General features: G+C 68.6%; 14 protein-coding genes and 1 pseudogene. 8 read left to right on the top strand and 7 right to left on the bottom strand.

The annotated features are described in order from the left end of the window. Positions 1 to 181: 181 nt before the first annotated feature. On the bottom strand, positions 182 to 679 hold the full coding sequence (locus LPA44_RS02805) for a DUF367 family protein (protein WP_230888072.1): 498 nt from the start codon (positions 677 to 679) through the stop codon (positions 182 to 184). Between the two features lie 140 nt (positions 680 to 819). Here LPA44_RS02805 and LPA44_RS02800 point away from each other — a divergent pair, with 140 nt between their 5' ends. Further along, entirely contained in the window at positions 820 to 2,229 is a 1,410-nt protein-coding gene (locus LPA44_RS02800) for a lamin tail domain-containing protein (protein ID WP_230888071.1), read from the top strand. Between the two features lie 53 nt (positions 2,230 to 2,282). Then, complete coding sequence (locus tag LPA44_RS02795) at positions 2,283 to 2,648, top strand: nuclear transport factor 2 family protein (RefSeq protein WP_230888070.1); 366 nt, start codon at positions 2,283 to 2,285, stop codon at positions 2,646 to 2,648. Here LPA44_RS02795 and LPA44_RS02790 read toward each other — a convergent pair. Continuing rightward, positions 2,600 to 3,568, bottom strand: a complete 969-nt coding sequence (locus LPA44_RS02790; RefSeq protein ID WP_230888069.1) for a TIGR03557 family F420-dependent LLM class oxidoreductase — start codon at positions 3,566 to 3,568, stop codon at positions 2,600 to 2,602. The genes LPA44_RS02795 and LPA44_RS02790 overlap by 49 nt on opposite strands. 72 nt (positions 3,569 to 3,640) lie before the next feature. Next, positions 3,641 to 5,020, bottom strand: a complete 1,380-nt coding sequence (gene serS / locus LPA44_RS02785; protein WP_230888068.1) for a serine--tRNA ligase — start codon at positions 5,018 to 5,020, stop codon at positions 3,641 to 3,643. Positions 5,021 to 5,138: 118 nt separating this feature from the next. Between serS and LPA44_RS02780 the strand changes: the two genes are divergently transcribed. Continuing rightward, complete coding sequence (locus LPA44_RS02780) at positions 5,139 to 6,311, top strand: inorganic phosphate transporter (protein ID WP_230888067.1); 1,173 nt, start codon at positions 5,139 to 5,141, stop codon at positions 6,309 to 6,311. Between the two features lie 3 nt (positions 6,312 to 6,314). On the opposite strand, the gene LPA44_RS02775 is transcribed toward LPA44_RS02780, so the two are convergent. Then, on the bottom strand, positions 6,315 to 6,770 hold the full coding sequence (locus tag LPA44_RS02775) for a hypothetical protein (protein ID WP_230888066.1): 456 nt from the start codon (positions 6,768 to 6,770) through the stop codon (positions 6,315 to 6,317). A gap of 77 nt (positions 6,771 to 6,847) precedes the next feature. On the opposite strand from LPA44_RS02775, the gene LPA44_RS02770 reads away from it, so the two are divergent. The 3 genes from LPA44_RS02770 to LPA44_RS02760 all read left to right on the top strand — a co-directional run bounded on the left by LPA44_RS02770 (position 6,848) and on the right by LPA44_RS02760 (position 11,659). After that, entirely contained in the window at positions 6,848 to 7,762 is a 915-nt protein-coding gene (locus LPA44_RS02770) for an MBL fold metallo-hydrolase (protein WP_230888065.1), read from the top strand. Positions 7,763 to 7,767: 5 nt separating this feature from the next. Then, a complete protein-coding gene (locus LPA44_RS02765; RefSeq protein ID WP_230888064.1) occupies positions 7,768 to 9,705 on the top strand; it encodes an AMP-dependent synthetase/ligase in 1,938 nt (645 codons plus the stop codon). A gap of 91 nt (positions 9,706 to 9,796) precedes the next feature. After that, positions 9,797 to 11,659, top strand: a complete 1,863-nt coding sequence (locus LPA44_RS02760; protein ID WP_230888063.1) for a cation:proton antiporter domain-containing protein — start codon at positions 9,797 to 9,799, stop codon at positions 11,657 to 11,659. Between the two features lie 6 nt (positions 11,660 to 11,665). On the opposite strand, the gene LPA44_RS02755 is transcribed toward LPA44_RS02760, so the two are convergent. The 3 genes from LPA44_RS02755 to LPA44_RS02745 form a co-directional block, all read right to left on the bottom strand. After that, positions 11,666 to 12,148 carry a GtrA family protein gene (locus LPA44_RS02755; protein ID WP_230888062.1) on the bottom strand — a complete coding sequence of 161 codons (483 nt, stop codon included), beginning with the start codon at positions 12,146 to 12,148 and terminating at the stop codon, positions 11,666 to 11,668. Further along, positions 12,145 to 12,909, bottom strand: coding sequence for a glycosyltransferase (locus LPA44_RS02750; protein ID WP_230888061.1), 765 nt, complete (start codon positions 12,907 to 12,909; stop codon positions 12,145 to 12,147). The genes LPA44_RS02755 and LPA44_RS02750 overlap by 4 nt, the downstream gene beginning before the upstream one ends. Positions 12,910 to 12,975: 66 nt before the next feature. Beyond that, entirely contained in the window at positions 12,976 to 14,121 is a 1,146-nt protein-coding gene (locus LPA44_RS02745) for a thiolase family protein (RefSeq protein WP_230888060.1), read from the bottom strand. Between the two features lie 77 nt (positions 14,122 to 14,198). Here LPA44_RS02745 and LPA44_RS02740 point away from each other — a divergent pair. Then, positions 14,199 to 14,900, top strand: a pseudogene (locus tag LPA44_RS02740) ((Fe-S)-binding protein); the annotation flags it as partial. Between the two features lie 181 nt (positions 14,901 to 15,081). After that, complete coding sequence (locus tag LPA44_RS02735) at positions 15,082 to 16,764, top strand: flippase activity-associated protein Agl23 (RefSeq protein ID WP_230888059.1); 1,683 nt, start codon at positions 15,082 to 15,084, stop codon at positions 16,762 to 16,764. Positions 16,765 to 16,784: the final 20 nt, after the last annotated feature.

Raw genomic sequence — 16,784 nt, 5'->3', positions numbered from 1 at the left:
TCCGAGGCGCTCCGCGCCTCGCTGTGCTCGTTCGCTCGCCCTTGAAGATTCTTCCGAAAATCGCTCCGCGATTTTCGGCGTCTCGGGAGAGCTATGCTCTCCCGGCGACCGCCAGGCTACCGGCTGACGAATCTTGCATCAGGATACTGGGTGTCCAATCTGCCGCAAGGATGCCGGAAAATCAGTCCTCGTCGGCGAGATAGTCGTCCTGCACCGCGACGACTTCGGCGGAGTCCGCGCACTCGCTGTACCGGCGGAGCGGCTCCTCGTTGAGCTCGAGGAACGTGTGCCCCCACGTGAATTTCGAGAGGATGCGCTCGGCGTGCTCGCGCTCGCCGAGGATGCACAGCCCGGCCGCGAACGCCTCTACGGTGTTGAGCTGGAACGGCTGCCCGTAATTCACGGGGTTGGCGGCGACGAGGAACGGGAGCGCGCGGTGCTCGCCGTCGATTTCGAACATCGCTTCGCCGGCGGTCTCCCACGAGCAATCCAGCGCCACCAGCCGCCCGTGGTCGGCGTCCGCGGGCGACAGCGCGGTGTCGGCGTGCGGGTTCAGGACGACGCCGTACGGCGTCGCGCGTGCCGTTTCGTGGAGGACGGCCTCGTCGAAGCGCGCGAGCTTGCGCGCCGTGCACTTCTTCGGGTCGTCGTCGCCCTCGTACCGGACGTGCAGGTCCACACCGCTCGTAGGCCGCGGCCGCTCAAAAGCGCCCCGCTCGGCCAGCCACCCCTCAGACACGGTAGACACTCGCACGCGCACGATTTCTGCAGTGCTGGCCACCGACCTTTTCCGACCAAACTACCAACCACTCCGCTAAGATGACTGACGGGAGCGACACCGCGTCCGACAGCGACTCGACGCGAGGGCTGTCGCGACGCGGGTTCACGGCTGGCGCCGTCGGCCTCGGCGCGCTCGCGCTCGGCGGCGCGGGCGTCTACCAGACCCTCCAGAACGACGGCGACGACCAGCGGACGTTCCTCCTCCGGCAGGGCAAACTCCGGTGGACGGTGACGGCGCTGTCCCACGGCGACGACACCGTCGAGGAGTTCTACGACTACCAGTCCGAGGGGACGTCCGCGAATCCCGCGACCGACCTCCTCGCGGACGACGAGGTCGCGCGGACGTTCGTCTACGACGGCCCGGTCGGGTCGTCGCTGGCGTTCCTCCACGGGAGCCCCGACGTCCCGCACGGCGGTACCGCGCGCTTCTCGTTCTCGGGGCTCTCCCGGGACAGCGGCGAGTGGGCGGTCCGCGACGACCCCGTGAACGTCGACGACGACTTCGAGCCCTGGGAGGGCGGCAACAGCGTCGTGGAGTGGCAGTGGGGCGCCGGGAAGACCGACGGCGGCGCGTTCTGGGGCGGCCTCGACCGCGAGGACTTCACCATCTCGGTCACGCCGAAGACCCTCAACGGCGTGGACGCGTGGCGGTTCCTCGCCGGGGACCCGGCCGACCCGCGCCGTATCGACCTCGTCGAGGACCGCCCGGCACAGCTCAAGCCCGCGAAGGGGCGGCAGGTGAAGCGCGCGAACGTCGAAATCATGCCCGGCGAGGACCCCAACGAGTTCGACCCGTACGTCGAGGACCGCATCACGGTCGCGATTCGCTCGCCGCCCGAGACCGCCGACGGCGACTGGGTCGACCCCGCGGACGTCGACCCCGGGAACTACTCGGTGAATTTCGGCAGCCGGTCGTACCTCGCCGGCGGGAACGGCGTACAGCCCCAGTCGTACGCCCGTGAGGACGGCGCGCTCCACCTCGAATACACGACGCGCGCGGCCCAGTTCGACCTCTCCGCTGCGCACGGCTTCGTCGTCGGGAAGGTCAGCGACTCGGTGTGGTTCCGCGGGAAGGACACCGTCCAGCCCGGTGGCTTCGACAACACCGCTTCGGGCGAGGTGGACCTCGTCGTCAGCGACCTCGACGTCGCTCCCGAGGGGGACGCGCTCGCCGACGAGTTCGTCGCGTTCACGAACGACGGCGACGCGCCCCTCGACATGTCCAGCTACGTCGTCAGCGACGAGAGCGGCCGCGAGTTCCGCGTCCCCGACGGCTTCACGCTCGACGCGGGTCAGGAGGTCCACCTGCACACGGGCGATGGCGAGCGCACTGACACCGACCTCTACTGGGGCGCGAGCCAGTCGGTGTGGAACGACGGCGGCGACACGATTCTGGTCCGCGACGCCGACGGGAACACGGTCCTCGAATACGCCTACCCGCGGCAGTAGCCCAGTCCACCGGAGTCCGCGGTTTCTTGGGCGTCGCTGGCGACTGTCGATGCATGGACGACGCTTCGCTCGCGCGAGCCTACTACGACGCCATCGACGCCGGGGACTACGACGCCCTCCGTGGAGTGCTCGCGCCCGAATTCGAGCACGTCCGCCCGGATATGACGCTCTCGGGGCGCGAGGAGTTCGTCGCGTTCATGCGCGACGACCGTCCGCGCACCGACACCCGCCACGTCGTCGACGCCATCTACGACGGCGCCGAGGGCGTGGCGGTCCACGGGCGCTTGCTCGCCGTCGACGACGGCCGCGAACTGTTCACGTTCGTGGACGCCTTCGACACTGCCGACGGCAAAATCCGCGGACTGGCGACTTACACCGGCGCTATCGACTCGACGGCGGGCAGCACCTCGTCCTCGTAGAACTCGAAGAACCCCTCTTGGTTCGGGCCGACCTGGTGGACGTAGACGCGGTCGTAGCCCGCGTCGACGGCGTTCTCGACGGCTGCGACGTGCGCCTCAGGGTCAGGACTGGTGACGAGTCCCGATTCGGCGATGTCCTCCCTCGAGACCATCTCGCAGGCCTGCTCGAAGTGCGCGGTCGTCGGCAACTGGGAGGCGAGTTCGCCCGGGAGCGCAGTATTGGGCCACCACTCGTAGGCCGTCTCGACTGCTTCCTCCTCGGTCTCGGCGTAACAGACGCTCAACTGCGTGTACCGCGGTCCCTCACCGCCGTACTCCGCCCACGTCTGGACGGTGTCCTGCGGGCCGACCGACCAGAAGCCGTCCCCGATTTCGGCGGCGCTCTTCGCAGCGGCCGGGCCGTACGCGGAGACGATGATGGGCGGCGTCTCCTCGGGGCGCGTGAACAGCCGCGCGTTCTGGACGGTGTAGTGTTTCCCGTGGTGGCTCTGCTGGCCGCCCGCCCAGAGTTTGCGGATGATTTCGACCGCCTCTTCGAGCATCTCGAGGCGGATCGCGTGCTCGGGCCAGTGTTCGCCCACAATATGCTCGTTGAGCAGTTCGCCCGTGCCGACGCCGAGGAAGAACCGGCCGTCGAGCATCGACGCCACCGACGCCGACGCCTGCGCGACGATAGCAGGGTGGTATCGCGTGATTGGGCAGACGACGCCGATGCCCACCGGGATGTCGTCGGTGGCGTGCGCGACGCCGCCGAGCGTCGACCAGACGAAGCCGCTCTCGCCCTGCTGGCTCACCCACGGGTGGAAGTGGTCCGAAATCGAGAGGAAGTCGAACCCCACGTCCTCCGCGCGGGCGGCGTACTCCACGAGGTCGTTCGGTTCGTGCTCCTCGCTGGAGAGCGTGTAGCCGAGTTCCACCATTCACCCACACCTCCGTGCGCTCGCGTTCATGTGGGGCGGGTCGCAGCGAGCGAGGAAAAGCCTACTCGCCGACTACTCGCGTTCGCCCGCGCCGAGCGCGGACTCGCCGACTTTCGCCGAGCCCTCGACGACTTCCTGGCCGTTCATGTACGGCTGGAGCGCCTCGGGCACGTCGACGGTGCCGTCGTCGTTCTGGTAGTACTCGAGGATGGCGACGAGCACGCGTGGAACGGCCAGCCCCGAACCGTTCAGTGTGTGGAGGTACTCCGCGCTCTCGTGGCGCTCGGGGCGGTACTGGATGCCCGCGCGCCGCGCCTGGAAGTCCTCGAAGTTCGAGACGCTGGAGACTTCGAGCCAGCGCCCGCCTTCCTCGGGGCCCTCGGGCATGTCGTCGCCGGGCGCCCACACCTCGATGTCGTACTTCTTCGCCTGCGTGAACCCGAGGTCGCCCGTGCACATCTCCAGAATCCGGTAGGGGAGGCCGAGGCGGCGCAGCACCGACTCGGCTTCGTCGACGAGGCCGTCGAAGCGCTCGTAACTCTCCTCGGGTTCGACGAAATTCACCATCTCCACCTTGTTGAATTGGTGGACGCGCACGATGCCGCGGGTCTCGGTGCCGTGCTCGCCGGCCTCCCGCCGGAAATTCGGCGAGTACGCCTGGTGCTTCAGGGGGAGGTCGTCGCTGAGCAGAATCTCGTCGCGGTACATGTTCGTCACCGGGACCTCCGCCGTGGGGAGCAGCCAGAGGTCGTCCTCGTCGTAGTCGGCGTCGTTGACGTCGCCGATGCGGTAGGCGTCCTCGACGAACTTCGGGAACTGTCCGGTCCCCTCCATCGACTTCGAATTCACGGGAATCGGCGGGAAGACGTCCTCGTAGCCCTGCTCGCGGTGGACGTCGAGCATGAATTGGACGAGCGCGTGCTCGAGGCGGGCGCCCGCGCCCTTCGCGAAGTAGAAGCCGCCGCCCGACACCTTCGCGCCGCGCTCGAAGTCCAGGATGTCCAGTTCCTCGCCGAGGTCGTAGTGCGGCGTCACCTCGTCGGGGAGGTCGCGCAGGTCGTCGAAGCCCTCGCGACGGCGCTCGACGTTGTCGGACTCGTCCTCGCCGACCGGCACCTCCTCGTGGGGGACCATCGGGAGCGTGAGAAGTTTGCGCTCCAGTTCGGTTTCGAGTTCGTCCGCTCGCGCTTCGATTTCCTCGAGCTCCTCCTTGAGTTCCTGCGAGCGCTCGATGGCTTCCTGGGCTTTCTCCTCCTTGCCTTCCTGCTTGAGCTCGCCGATTTTCGAGGAGACCTCGTTGCGCTCGTGGCGGAGTTCGTCGCCGCGGGCCTTGAGGTCACGCCACTCCTCGTCGACTTCCAGGATTCGGTCGAGGTCCGCGTCCACGCCCTTCTTCCGCAGGGCGTCGCGGACCTCCTCGGGGTGTTCGCGGACGTACTGTCTGCTCAGCATTTGCCGGAGTTTGCGGGGGCGCCGGCAAGAACGTATCGCATCCCCGTCAACCGGTCACGAACCCGAACCGGGCGACACCCAGAATCTATACCACGCGGAATCGTGTACGCCGCGACACATGGAGGTCCTGTTGGTCGTCGCCGTCGCCGCCGCGGCGTTCGTCGGCTTCAACGTCGGCGGGTCGTCGACGGGTGTCGCGTGGGGGCCGTCGGTCGGCGCGGGCGTCACGAAGAAGACGACCGCGGCGGCGCTGATGACGGTGTTCGTCCTGCTGGGCGGCTGGACGGTCGGCCGGAACGTCGTCGAGACGCTGGGCAGCGGGGTCGTCGCGCCCGGCGCGTTCACCGTCGAAGCGAGTATCGTCGTGCTCGTGTTCATCGGGCTCGGGATGGTGGTCGCGAACGCCTACGGCGTCCCCATCTCGACGTCGATGACGGCGGTCGGTGCTATCGCGGGCCTCGGGCTCGCGACGGGCACGCTCGACTGGGCGGTGCTCGGCGAAATCGTCGTCTGGTGGCTGGTCGCGCCCGTCGTCGGCTTCTGGTGTGGCGCGGTCGTCGGGCGCTACCTCTACGTCCACCTGCAGCGCGTCGTCGAAATCGAGCAGTCCGATGGCCCGCTGGTCACGCTCGATTGGTCGTCGTTCGTCCCCAGGCCGGCGCTCGGTCCGGGGACGTCGCTTCGGGAGTTCGTCAGCACCGCGCTCGTCGTCGTCGTCGCGTGCTACATGTCGTTCTCGGCGGGCGCGAGCAACGTCGCGAACGCGGTCGCGCCGCTGGTCGGCGGCGGGCTCCTCGACCCGGGGCCGGCGGTCGTGCTCGCGGCGGCGGCCATCGGCGTCGGCGCGTTCACCATCGCGCGCCGCACGATGGCGTCCGTCGGGAGCGAACTCACGGACCTTCCGCTGCTGGCCGCGATGGTCGTGACGGTGGTTGCGGCGACGATTACGACCGCCGCGTCGTGGCTCGGCATCCCCATCAGTCTCGCGCTCTCGACGGTGATGACCATCGTCGGGCTCGGCTGGGGGCGCGCGTCCCGGACGGCGACGGCGGCGGAACTCGCGCGAGGCGACGTCGAGGGCGGCGTCTCCGTGAGCGCGGTCGCCGCCGGAGTCGACGAGGGCGTCGCCGAAATCGGCGGGGCACGCGACGACGACCTGCAGGACGCGGCGGCGCTGTTCGACCCGTCGACCGTCGCGCGGTTCGTCTCCTTCTGGATTCTCGGGCCGAGCGCCGCGACCCTGTTCTCGTATCTGGCGTTCCTCGCGCTGCCCGTGGCGGGGACGCCCTGACGGTCAGGCCGTGCCCCGAACCTCGTTCCACGAGATGTCGTCGCCGTCGACGCTGACCTCGATGCGCGTGAGGTCGGTGTCCGCGGCGACGTTGACGTCCCGCTTGCCGACTTCCTCGACGTCCACGTAGACGACGAGGTGGTAGGCTATTTCGCCGTTCACGGGCGCGTACAGCGTGCCGATGTCCGAAGTGCCCCCCGGAGGGAGCGACGCCGAGCCCGCGTCCGGGACGCCCTCCACGCGCACGGTGTGAATCTGCACGCCGTTGTTGACGACGCGGACGACCGGCCCGCTGTCGGTTGTCGGCACCTGTTCGGCGGTCGGCTCCGCGGTCGTCTGCGTCGTCGTGCCCCCGTCCTGCTGGGTCGTGGTCGGCGACGACGAGGAGCCCGAACAGCCGGCCAGGACTGCGAGCCCGCCCACTGCGACGGCGAGTGTGTGACGGCGTGACATAGGCATGTCTGCTCCGACGGCGTAGCCCCGCATAAGCGTTCCTGCACGCGAAATCTTTTGCGTGCGGCCACCCCACTCCCGGTATGGCACCCGGCGACGTCTTCGACGTCGAACAGTGTACCGACATCTCGTACGTCGACACCGGCATGTACGACACCGCCGAGTACGGCTCCGTCTACGTCGTCGACGCCGACCGGCCGGCAATCGTCGACACCGGCATCGGCACGAACTACGAACGAATCCTCGCCGCGCTCGACGAGTGCGGCATCGCGCCCGCGGACCTCGAAGCGATTCTGGTCACGCACGTCCACCTCGACCACGCGGGCGGGGCGGGCTTCCTCGCCGAGGAGTGTCCGAACGCGGACGTCTACGTCCACGAAATCGGCGCGCGCCACCTCGTGGACCCCTCGCGGCTCGTGGAGGGCACCAAGGAAGCAGTGGGCGACCAGTGGCAGTACTACGTTGAACCCGAGCCCGTTCCCGAGGAGCGCATCGTCGAACTCGAAGACGGCGACACCGTCGACCTCGGGAGTCGGGAACTGACCGCCCACCACGCGCCCGGGCACGCTCCCCACCAGGTCGTCTTCGAGGACCACGCCGACGACGCGGTCTTCACCGCGGACGCCGCCGGCATCTGGATTCCCGAGCAGGACCGCGTCCGGGAGACGAGCCCGCCACCGAACTTCGACCTCGAACAGTGCATCACTGACGCCGAACTGATTCGGCGCCTCGACCCCGACGTCCTGCTGTACGCGCACTTCGGACCGGGCCCGGACGACGTCGACGCCGTGCTCCGCCAGTACGAGCAAGTGCTGCGCGGCTGGGTGGAGACCGTCGAGCAGGAGGTAATCGAGCGCGGCAGCGAGGAAGCCGCCATCGACCACCTCGCCAGCACCAACGAGGTCTGGCAGGTCTGGGGCGACCACAAGGCCCGCGCGGAAACTGCAATGAACGTTCGTGGAGTTCTCCACTACCTTAAGACCCGGGAGACCCACTAGGCCGTATGAACTTCCGCGAGGCGGAACGCGACTACGAGGACGAGGTCACCGGCGAGACCACCCTCGCCCGCACGTTCGAGGACGCCGCGGAGCGACACGCCGACCGCCCCGCACAGGGCTACAAGGGCGGCATCCACGACCGCACGTTCACGCCGGACGTGCTCCCGCCCGCGCCCGACGGCGAGTTCGCCGACGTCACGTACGGTGAGATGCGGGATATCGTCCGCAACCTCGCGGCCGGGTTCCGCGACCTCGGCGTCGAAGCCGGGGAGCGGGTCGGTATCTTCGCGCACACCCGCATGGAGTGGGCGCAGAGCGACTTCGGGATTCTCGCGGCTGGCGGCGCAGTCACCACCGTCTACCCTAGTTCCAGCCCGCGGCAAGTGAAACACCTCCTCGGCGACAGCGGCGCGGTCGGCGTCGTCGTCGAGGGCGAGGCTGAAGTCGAGCGCGTCCGCGAGGTCGAGGACGACCTCGACGTGGAGTTCGTCGTCACGATGGACCACGTCGCCGACGACGACGCCATCGCGCTCTCGGAGGTGTACGAGCGCGGGAAGGCCGTATTCGACCGCGACACCTATGAGGAGTGGGTCGACGGGGCCGACTACGACGACCTCGCGAGCCTCATCTACACGTCCGGCACTACCGGCCAGCCGAAGGGCGTCGCGCTCACGCACGCGAACTTCCGGGAGAACGTCAACCAGTGCCGGAAGCGCTTCGGCCCGCGACCCGACAAGCCCGACCTCCCCGCCATCACCGAGGAGACCCGAGTCGTCTCGTTCCTCCCGCTGGCGCACGTCCTCGAACGGCTCGCCGGCCACTTCTTGCTGTTCGCCTCGGGCGCGCACGTCTGTTACGCCGAGTCCCCGGACACGCTCCGCGAGGACTTCGCGCTCTGCGAGCCCTCCGTCGGCACGAGCGTCCCCCGCGTCTACGAGAAGATTTTCGACGCCGTCCGCGAGCAGGCCGCCGAATCGCCCACCAAGGAGCGGATTTTCGAGTGGGCGACCGGCATCGGCCGCGACTACCACGAGGCCGACGACCCGGGGCTGGCACTCCGCGCGAAGCACGCCGTCGCGGACAAACTCATCTTCGAGCAAGTGCGAGACGCGCTCGGCGGGAACGTCGACTTCTTCATCTCCGGCGGCGGGTCGCTGTCGCCGGAGTTGTGCGCGCTCTACCACGGCATGGGCCTCCCGATTCTGGAGGGGTACGGCCTCACCGAGACCAGCCCCGTGCTCTGCGTGAACCCGCCCGAGGACCCCAAGCCCGGCACCATCGGCCCGCCGGTCGTGGACACCGAGCTCCGCGTCGACGAGACCATCGTCAGCCCCGAGCAGCGCGACGCCAGCGACGGCGAGGTCGGCGAGCTGCTCGTACGCGGCCCGCAGGTCTTCGACGGCTACTGGGGGCTCGACGACGCCACCGAGCAGGCGTTCACCGAAATCGAGGGCCAGGAGTGGTTCCGCACCGGCGACGTCGTCGAACTCCGGGACGACGGCTACGTCACGTTCCTCGAACGCGCGAAACAGATTCTCACGCTGTCGACCGGGAAGAACGTCGCGCCCGGTCCCATCGAGGACGCCTTCGCGGCGAGCCCGCTGGTCGAGCAGGCGATGGTCGTCGGCGACAACCGGAAGTTCGTCTCCGCGGTCATCGTCCCGAATTTCGACGGCCTCCGGACGTGGGCGGACAGCGAGGGCGTCGACCTGCCCGACGACAAGGCCGCCATCTGCCGGGACGACCGCGTCGAAGCCCGCATCCAGCGGGAGGTCGACGCCGTCAACGAGAACTTCGAGGACTACGAGCAAATCAAGCGTTTCCGCCTCGTCCCCACCGAATTCACCGAGGAAAACGACCTGCTCACGCCGACGATGAAGAAGAAGCGCCGCAACATCCTCGAAGCGTTCGCCGACGAAATCGGCGACATCTACGCGGAGTAGCTCGCACTGCCGGGGGTGGCTGCCGGCATCCGGGCGGTTTAAGGGTAGCGGCACTGAATCACGGGACGATGTCGGCACTGGAGGTGCTCCTGTGAGCTCCGAACTCATTCCACTGGTCGCCACGATAATCGCCCTCGGAGTGGCGTCGCAAGTCATCGCGGACCGCCTCCAAGTGCCGAGCGTGCTGTTCCTCGTCATCGCAGGGATTCTCGTCGGCCCGGAAGTGCTGGGCGTCGTCACCTTGGAGACGTTCGGCGGCGCGGAGACGCTGTCTAGCATCGTCGGGCTCTCCGTCGCCATCATCGTCTTCGAGGGCGCGTTCCACCTGAAGCTCCCGAAGCTCCGGGAAGCCCCGGGCGCGGTGGTCAGGCTCACGACAGTCGGGGCCGCCATCTCGCTGGTCGGGACCGCGCTGTCGGTGCACTACCTGCTCGGCGCGAATTGGGACATGGCGTTCCTCGTCGGCAGCCTGCTGGTCGCCACCGGCCCGACGGTCATCACGCCGATTCTGGACATCGTGCCCGTGCGCAACCGCGTCGCCGCCGCGCTCGAAACCGAGGGCGTCGTCAACGACGTCACCGCGGCCATCCTCGCAATCGTCGTCTTCGAGGTCGTGAACAATCCAGGGCTCACCCGGATGCAGATTATCGAGGAATTCACGGTCCGACTGGGCATCGGCGTCCTCTTCGGGCTCGCCGTCGCGGGCGCCGTCTGGTACCTGCTGCGGCACGTCGACCTCTCGCGGGGGAACGCCCCGCAGAACGCCCGCCTCATCGTGCTCGCCGGCGCGCTCGTCGCGTACGGCGCGGCCGACTTCCTCCGCGGCGAAGCGGGCATCGCCGCGGTCGCGACCGCCGGCATGGTGCTGGGGAACGCCGACCTCCCCTACGAGGAGGAGATAGAGGCCTTCAAGGGCGACGTGACGCTGGTCGTCCTCTCGTTCGTGTTCATCGGGCTCGCTGCGCTGTTGTCGTTCGACAACCTCATCCAGCTCGGCGTCGCCGGACTCGCGGTCGTCGCGCTCGTCGCGCTCGTCATCCGGCCACTGGGCGTCTTCCTCTCCACCCGGGGGGAGCGCTACACGCTCTCCGAGCGGACGTTCATGAGCGTCGTCGGGCCGCGCGGCATCATCCCCGCGTCGGTCGCGACGCTGTTCGCCGTCCAGCTCCAGAGCAACGGGATGGAGGAAGCAGCCAGCCTCCTGGTCGGCGTCGTCTTCCTCGTCATCCTGCTGACTGTCGTCTTCGAAGGGGGGTTCGCAAGACACATCGCGCAAGCACTTGAGGTCATACCTATGCGTGTCATCATCGTCGGCGGCGGCACCGTCGGTCGGGCGCTCGGTGAGCGCCTCGAAGACCGCGGTGAGAACGTCGTCCTCATCGAGAAGGACGTAGAGATGGTCGAACGAACGCGGAACGAGGGGTTCACCGTCCACCACGGTGACGGCACGGACACCGACGAGCTACGCTCCGCGGGCGCGGAGAACGCCCGCATCGTCGTCGCTGCGACCGGTGACGACGACGCCAACCTGCTCGTCTCTCAGCTCGCGGACTCGAAATTCGACGTCGACACCATCATCGCCCGGGCGAACAACCCGGACAACGTCGACGCCTTCGAGGACCTCGGCGTCCGCACGGTCTCCTCGTCGCTGGCGACCGCGTGGGGCATCGACAACATCATCGAGCGCCCCGCGCTCGCCAACTGGATGACCGAAATCGGGCGCTCCGGTGACGTTCAGGAGGTCGAAGTCACCTCCGAGGACCTCGTCGGGAAGACCATCGACGAACTCGACGCGGAGCTCCCGAACGGCTGCATCATCGCCCTCGTCGGCCGCGACGACGAGAATCAGGTGCCGTCGGGCGACTTCACGCTCCAGCAGGGCGACCACCTCACGTTCCTCGGCCGGAAGGAAGCGGTCCGCGAGGCGCTGGACTGGTGTCACCCCCACGACTGACTTCTCCTACTCTTCTGCGTGGACGCGCCACGTGAACAGGCTCTCGAAGACGTAATTCACGAGCATCGCCACGCCGATGGCGCCGCCTTTCACGACGACCAGCCAGAGGTCCACGCCCGCGACCGAGAGGTCGACGGCGACGTTGTAGAACACCGCGACGAACAGCACGTACTGCAGCGTCGACCCGCCAGCGCGGACGACGTGCGAGCGCACGAGCCGCCGGCCAATCGAGCGCAGGTCGGTCGCGCCGTGCTCCGCGAACGTCCAGCGCTCGTTGACCGTGAACATCACGAGAATCGCCGTCTCGATGCTGACGACGTTCGCGACGGCCGCCGGCACGCCGAACAGCTCGGTGAGCAGGACGAGCGTCGTGACGTCGAAGACGGCGCCGATGGCGCCGACGGAGACGAACTGCCCGAACCGCACCGTCGAGACGAGCGCCGCGAGCCGCTCGGGGAGCGCCTCCCGCAGGCGGTCGGAACGGCTCATCGGTGTCGCTCCACGAGCGCGGCGGGGTCGTCGCGGCGCGCCGCGATGGCTTCGTGTAGCTGGCTGTCCCGCAGGAGTTTCGACCGGTGGCGGGACGCCAGCAGCGCGCGGAACAGCGCTATCGACGTCTCCACCGGCGACACCGTCGACCCCGGCTGGTCCTCCCACTCGATGGGGACTTCCCGCACCCGGAGGTCGAGCGCGCCCGCCATCGCGACGAGTTCGACGTCCCACGCGAACCCGGGCTCGTAGAGGTGGTCCCGTACCTGTTCCCAGCCCTCGCTGGTGATGGCTTTCGCGCCGCACTGGTAGTCGTAGAGGTCGACGTCGAGGAGCCGGCGCGCCAGCCACGCGAACGCGTCGCCGAGGAACCGGCGCGCGAACGTCTGGTGGCTGGCGACGGTCGCGTTGGGGTGGCGCCGCGACCCCACCGCGAGGTCGGCGTCGCCGTCGCGAACTGGTGCGACGACTTCCGCGAGCGACGGCGCGGGCGTCGCGCCGTCGGCGTCCGCGAACGCGAGCACGTCCGTCTCCAGCGTCTCGAACCCCGCGGTGATGGCGGCCCCTTTGCCGCGGCGCTCGGCCGCGTCGTTGACAGTCGCTCCGGTTTCACGAATCGCGGCGGCCGTCTCCGCGGTAGCCGCATCCAGTTCCACGTGCAGGCGCTCGGGTTGGAGGGTCTCCTGGAGGGAGTCGAGGTACGACACGAGCACCTCGACGTTCGGGTCGTACGCGGGGACGACGATGCCGACGGAACGCATTACGCCGAGAGAAACGAGGCTCCGGTATCAGTTTCGTGGTTTCGGCGCGGGCGACGGGCCAGTAGATTACTTCCGCTCGAACGTAATCGCCGCGCCCTGCCCGAAGCCGACGCAGAGCGTCGCCAGCCCCTTCTCGGCGTCGCGCTTGTTCATCTCGTGAATCAGCGTGACGGGGAGGCGTGCGCCGCTGGCCCCGAGCGGGTGGCCGATGGCGATAGCGCCGCCGTTGACGTTGAAGTTCTCGTTGTCGATGCCGAGTTCGTCGCGCGCGTAGACGGTCTGGGACGCGAACGCCTCGTTGAGCTCCACGAGGTCGAAGTCGTCGACGTCCTCGCCGGTGCGCTCCAAGAGTTCCCGGGTGGCCGGAACGGGACCGATGCCCATGACGCGCGGGTCGACGCCCGTGACGTTGTGGTCGCCGACGTACGCGAGCACGTCGAGATCGTGGTCCTCGGCGAACTGCTCGCTCGTGACGAGCGTCGCGGCCGCGCCGTCCGAAATCTGGCTGGCGTTCCCCGGCGTCACCGTGCCGTCGCCCTTGAAGACGGTCGGGAGTTGGCTCAGGGCTTCCAACGAGGTGTCGCGGCGGATGCCCTCGTCCTCCTCGACGAGCCCCTCTTCTGTCTCGATGGGGACGATTTCGTCGTCGAAGCGCCCGGAGTCGGTGGCTTCGGCGGCGCGTTGCTGGCTCTGGAGCGCGTACTCGTCCTGCTGCTCGCGGCTGATGTCGTGGCGCTCGGCGACCTCCTCGGCGGTCATCCCCATCTGGAGCTCGGGCACGTTATAGTGCTCGGCGAGTTCGGGGTGGAGGTACTGGTAGGAGTCGCCGTCCATCGGCACGCGGGACATGTTCTCGACGCCGCCCGCGATGATGGCCTGGCGCTGGCCCGCGCTGATGGAGTCCGCCGCGCGCATGATGGCCTCCATCGAGGAGGCACACCAGCGGTTCACGGTCGCCGCGGGCACGTCCTCGCCCAATTCGGAGAGGAGCGCGATGACGCGCGCGACGTTGTTGTCCTGTTCCTTGCGTTGCTGGGCGACGCCCCACTGGAGGTCGTCGATGTCGTCGCTCGTCAGGTCGTGTTCGTCGAGGATGTGGTCGATTAGCGGAATCGAGAGGTCCTCGCTGCGGGTGTCCGCGAACACGCCGCCTTCCTTGCCCTGGGGGGTTCGGTAGGCCGCCGCGATGACCGGAGTGGTGTCGCTTGCCATACTGGTACTGACGCGCGACGGACCATAAACCTCCGACAACGCGTCGCACGGTGCTCGCGGTTTACCGCGCTGGTTTTGACGCGACGACTAACTTTAATTATCGACCGTGTGGATTCCGGAACGTGACTTCCGAGGGAACGCACGCGACGTGGTCCACGCAGGAACTCGACGCCGACCGGCCGGACGCCGCCGAATACCGCGAATTGGCGGATGACCTCCGCTCGCGCGTCGCCGACGGCTGGGACGTCGTCTTCGTCGAGCCCTCGGACGCCGTGATGTTCCAAGACGAATATCTGGATCTACTCGGCGACGCCTCTCGCGCCGCGGACGGCGGCTCCCGCGCACCGGTCGAACGCGTCGCCGACAGCGCCTACGGCGTCTGCGAGTACCTCGACGCCTTCCGCCTCGACGAGAACCTCTCCATCCCCGACCGCTCGCCCGGTGCCGCCGGCGCGTTCAGCTACCACGGCCACTGCAACCAGAAAGTCACCAACAAGGACCACCACACGGTCGGCGTCCTCCGGCGCGTCGGCTACGACGTAGACCCCCTCGACACCACGTGCTGCGGGATGGCCGGGAGCTTCGGCTACCACGACGAACACTACGACCTCTCGCAGGCCATCGGTAGCCGGCTGTTCGAGCAAGTCGAGGACAGTCCCGCCGACCGCGTCGTCGCCTCCGGTGGCTCCTGTCGCTCCCAACTCGGCGACCGCGACGACGCCGACGACATTCCACCTCATCCTATCGAAGCCGTCGCCGAACGGCTGCACGGGTCGTAATTCGGGCGTCGCTGTTCGCGGCTCCGACGGTCGCCGTTCGCATTAGGAGACCCCTCGCGTTGCTCGGGCTCTCGCTGCTCACGCATCGCTTCGCTCCGCGTTCGCGTTTTCGGGGACCGCCGCTATGCGGCGCTCCCCGCCATCCGGAAAGCGTTTATCGACCCCGTCGCAATCGCGTGGTATGTCTCGGTCCAGTGGCGGCCAGACGTCGCGTCGCCGCGTCGCCGCCGCGCTCGTCGCCGTCGCCGCCCTCGCCCTCCTCGCGCGACTCTGGAACCTCGGCTGGCGGGTCGCCCACCAGGACGAAGCCCGGGTCGCCGACTGGATTCTCCACTACATGGAGGTCGGCGCGTGGACGTACCGCCCCATCATCCACGGACCGTTCCTCCCGCACGTCAACGGCGTCGTCTTCGACCTGCTCGGGCCGTCGGACTTCACGATGCGGCTGGTCGTCGCGGTCGCCGGCGCGCTGCTCGTGGTGACGCCGTGGCTGCTCCGCGAGCGGCTCTCGCAGCCCGCACTCGTCGCGACGAGCCTCTTCTTCGCCGCCAATCCCGTGTTGCTGTACTACTCGCGGTTCATGCGCAACGACCTGCTGCTCGCGGCGTTCATGTTCACCGCGTTCGGGCTGTTCGTCCGCGCGCTCGACACAGGGAAGGCGCGCTACCTCTACGCCGCGGCGCTCCCGTTCGCGCTCGCGTTCACGACCAAGGAGAACGCGCTCCTCTACCCGGTCTGCTGGCTGGGCGCGCTCGCGCTCGTCCTCGACGGCCGGCTCGTGCTCGCGAAAGCCGACGACGAGACGTCGCGCTGGGCGGTCGCGCGGTCGCACGTCCGGCGTGCTGCGCGCGCCGCGTGGCAGTACAAACTCCACCTCGGCGCCGCGCTCGCCGAGGGCGCGGTCGTCGTCGTGGCGTTCTACGCGCCCAAGCCTGACCTCTACGAGGCGCTGCGCGACCCCGCGCTGCTGCCCGGCGTGCTCCGCGACGCGACGCTCGGGTCGTGGAACGAGTTCATGGGCCTGTGGGGGTCGACGGGAATGCAGGAGCACTCCTACGTCGCGTTCCTGAAACACGACCTCACCGTGCTCGGCGTCGGCGCCACCGCGCTCGTCGTGTTCGCCGTGCTCGGCTTCCTCTACGAGCGGTACGCCACGGTGGAGCCGCGGCCGGTCGTCGAGGTCTGTTTCTACTGGGGGCTGTTCTCGGTGTTCGGCTACCCCGCGGTCGCGGACATCTCTGCCGCGTGGACGATGATTAACGCCATCGTGCCGCTGGCGGTGCCTGCTGGCGTCGGCGTCGCGCTCGTCTACGAGCGCGGCCGCGCGGCCGCCGCGTCCGGGAACTCCGCCGGTGCTCGCGCCGTCGCGCTCGCGCTCCTCGTCGCCGCCGCCGGCACGGGCGCGGTCGCCGCGCAGACGACGTACGCGAACCCGCAGGGGCCGGACAACACGCTCGTCCAGTACGCCCAGCCCGCCGGCGAGATGCAGCCGACGCTACAGGACATTCGCGACATCTCCGCGACCAACGACGGCGTCGACGTGATGTACTACGGCGACGAGTTCCACCACCCCGACGACCTCACGGAGAAGCCCGAGTTGAACATCACGCGCGGCGGCTACACGGGCTGGTTCGAGCGCCTGCCGCTGCCGTGGTACTTCGACCAGTACGGCACGAACGCCTCCAGCACGCTCCACAACGAGACGGTGTTCGAACACGAGCCGCCGGTCGTCATCGCGCTCGACGACGAGGACGAAGCCCTCGAAGACACGCTCACCGAACGCGGCTACACCCGCACCGTCCACCAGGGCTACCAGCACAGCCGCCCGGTCGTGTTCTACATCCGCGCGAACGCGACGGCCTGAAAGCGGACGGGCCGGAAGAC

It is taken from the genome of Halobacterium sp. KA-4, assembly GCF_021028995.1.
Taxonomy (GTDB): domain Archaea; phylum Halobacteriota; class Halobacteria; order Halobacteriales; family Halobacteriaceae; genus Halobacterium.
This window is presented reverse-complemented; position numbering and strand designations above follow the sequence as displayed.